The organism is Saccharomonospora iraqiensis subsp. iraqiensis, from assembly GCF_000430445.1.
Classification (GTDB): domain Bacteria; phylum Actinomycetota; class Actinomycetes; order Mycobacteriales; family Pseudonocardiaceae; genus Saccharomonospora; species Saccharomonospora iraqiensis.
Genome location: NZ_AICW01000222.1, coordinates 1 through 2,603 on the forward strand (window position 1 = coordinate 1; position 2,603 = coordinate 2,603).

The following is a 2,603-nucleotide window of genomic DNA, read 5'->3' on the forward strand; positions in this document are numbered from 1 at the left end:
CGGCGACCGCACCGGCCACCACCCGCGCACGGCGGGACCGCGCGACCCGGTCCCACTCCCACACCCGCGGCCGGGTGAGCACGGCCAGCGCCGTCGCCGCCAGGATCCCGCACAACTCGGCCACCGGCAGCCGGGTGGGATTCGCGGGGGAGAGGTCGATCCGCAGCACATGCGTCCCGGCGAACGCGCTCAACCCCACGGCGAGCACCACGGCCACCAACCCCCGGGGCACCGCCCGCACCCGCAACACCGTCCCGATCATGCGGTCGGCAGATCCCCGGACCCGAGGGTGCAGTCCGCCAGCGCGTGCCGGTGCCGCCCGATCCACCCCCGGACCTCCGCCGGGTCCATCCCGGACAACGTCCCGCCGAGCGTGCCGTCCGCCAGGTACTCCGCCAGGTCACTCAGCACCGGCAGCACCCCGGGCGCGGCCGACTCGCACTCGTACACCCCCACCAACTCCGTCACCATCGACGCAGCCCCGTACACGGAACCGTCGGGGACGACCCGCGCGGTCAGCATCCCGTCGGCACGCGAACCGCCCCGCTCCAACACCAACGTCCGGTCCCACACCGCCCCGATCCCCGGAGGCTCGGCACCGTACCGGGTGAGGATCCCGTCGAAAGCGCCGACCAGATCGTCCATCCGGTCGGCATTGTCGCGGTGGACGCAGTACTCGATCCCGTCCACGTCGCGGCACGTCCGGTCCCGCGCCGACGCCTCGATCTCGAACAGGTCCGGCGTCGTCATCAGCGCGGCCATCACCAGCACCACCGGCGCCGCCGCGGACACCGTACCGTCCCACACCGCCGCAGGCCGGGACGAATACCGCCCCGTGGCACGCCCACGCAGCACCCGCGCCGCGAGCGCCGCCGACGCGGCGGCCACGGCCGAGAACCACGCGATCCGGAACACCACCAGCCCCGCCGACTCGGACACCCCCAGCACCGGGTCGGTGTACAGCTGGGGCACGACCGCCCCGACGGTGTCGGCACCGTAGGCCGCGAACGCGTCCAACACGTACAGCGCGACGGCCACGAACGGCACCACCACCAGCGAACCGGCGAGCGTGCCCGCGAGATACCCGGCGGCGGTCGCCGCGACCATGGCCAATACCCCGGACACCATCACCCACGGCCGGGGCACACCGATCCCACCGTTCAGCGCGGTCGCCACCGTCAGCGGCACCAGCCCCAGCACGTACGCGCCGACCAGCCACCCCGTCAACACCGTGAGATGCCGGGTCACGAGCACCGCACCCACCCTCGGCGAGGGGAACTGCGACCACACCCGGTCGGCCCGGTTCAGCCGCGCCGCCCACCACGCCGCCACCGCGCCCGCGACCGGCCCGGCGAACACGAACTGCTGATGCCAGTGCGCCGAAGCCTGAACCCACACCGGGTACGGCCACGACAGCATCTCCCACGTCCCGGCGAGCACCACCACGACGATCACCACCGCGGGCGCCACCACGAACCACGCGCCCAACGGCCGGAACAACCCGCCCCCGGACCTCACACCTCACCCCCCAGGTCGTCGAGCAGGGTGCGGTAGCCGCGCTCCAGCGGCGACTCCAGCGCACCACCGTCCCCCGCGCCCCCGGCCATGGCCGCCTTCACCTCATCGACCGTGCCGTCGAACGCGATCCGCCCACCCGCGAGCAGTCCCACGCGGTGACAGAGGTGGTGCACGTCCTCCAGGACGTGGGTGGACAACAACACGGTGCGCGAGGCACCCAACGACGCGACGACCTCCCGCACCCGCACCCGCTGGGTCGGGTCGAGCCCGACCGTCGGCTCGTCGAGAACCAGGACGTCCGGGTCGTGGGCCAGCCCGGCCGCGACCCCCAGACGCTGCCGCTGCCCACCGGACAAGGCCCGGACCCGCTCCCGCGCGAGCTCCGCCAGGTCCACCGCCTCCAGCGCCCGCAGCGCCGCACCGGCACCGGCCCGGCGGTCGACCCCGTTGACCCAGGCCGCGTAGCTCACCGCCTCCACCACCCGCACCTCGGGCGGGACGGAGAACGTCTGCGGCACGAACCCGAACCGCGCCGCACGGCCGTCCACCCCGGCCACCGACACGGTCCCGGCCCGCGGCCGACGCAACCCCACCAGCACCGACAACAACGTGGTCTTGCCGGCACCGTTCTCACCCAACAGCCCGGTCACCCCCGGACGCACCGTCCACGTCAGATCCCGAAGCACCCGCCGACGCCCGTAGCCGACCTCGATCCCGTCCAGGGCGATCTCCACCGCGGTTCCCTTCCCCCGAATGTCCGTACCGGACCACGTGCGACGTCCGAAGCACCCCCGCTCCGAGCGACGGTGTCACCACGTCGCACCGACCGATCCGTCGCCCACCGAGCCTGTCGGACGAAGACACCCGCACGCAGGAAGATCATCGAATTCGACGTTCCGACACCGGGGAGAGCCCATCGGCCCCGGCCAGGACCGGTCAGAACCGGTCGGCCACGGTCCCGACCACCACGGTCGCGTCCCGGTCATCACAGTGCCGCACCTCCGGCACCAGCCCCGCGCGCCGGACCGCCGCGACCGCAGGCGGAACCTGGTCGGCACCCGCCTCGAACAGCACCGCACCGCCCG

The 2,603-nt window shown here is 73.6% G+C and carries 2 protein-coding genes and 1 pseudogene; all 3 read right to left on the minus strand.

Going from position 1 to position 2,603, the window contains the following annotated elements:
* Positions 1-262 (minus strand): annotated as a pseudogene (locus ACTIR_RS0100120) (hypothetical protein); the annotation flags it as partial.
* Positions 259-1,518, minus strand: coding sequence for a hypothetical protein (locus tag ACTIR_RS0100125; protein ID WP_026452769.1), 1,260 nt, complete (start codon positions 1,516-1,518; stop codon positions 259-261). The pseudogene ACTIR_RS0100120 and the gene ACTIR_RS0100125, both read right to left, overlap by 4 nt.
* The gene (locus ACTIR_RS0100130; protein WP_026452770.1) at positions 1,515-2,252 is read right to left on the minus strand and encodes an ABC transporter ATP-binding protein; all 738 of its coding nucleotides are present in this window, start codon (positions 2,250-2,252) and stop codon (positions 1,515-1,517) included. The genes ACTIR_RS0100125 and ACTIR_RS0100130 overlap by 4 nt, the downstream gene beginning before the upstream one ends.
* Positions 2,253-2,603 lie beyond the last annotated feature (351 nt).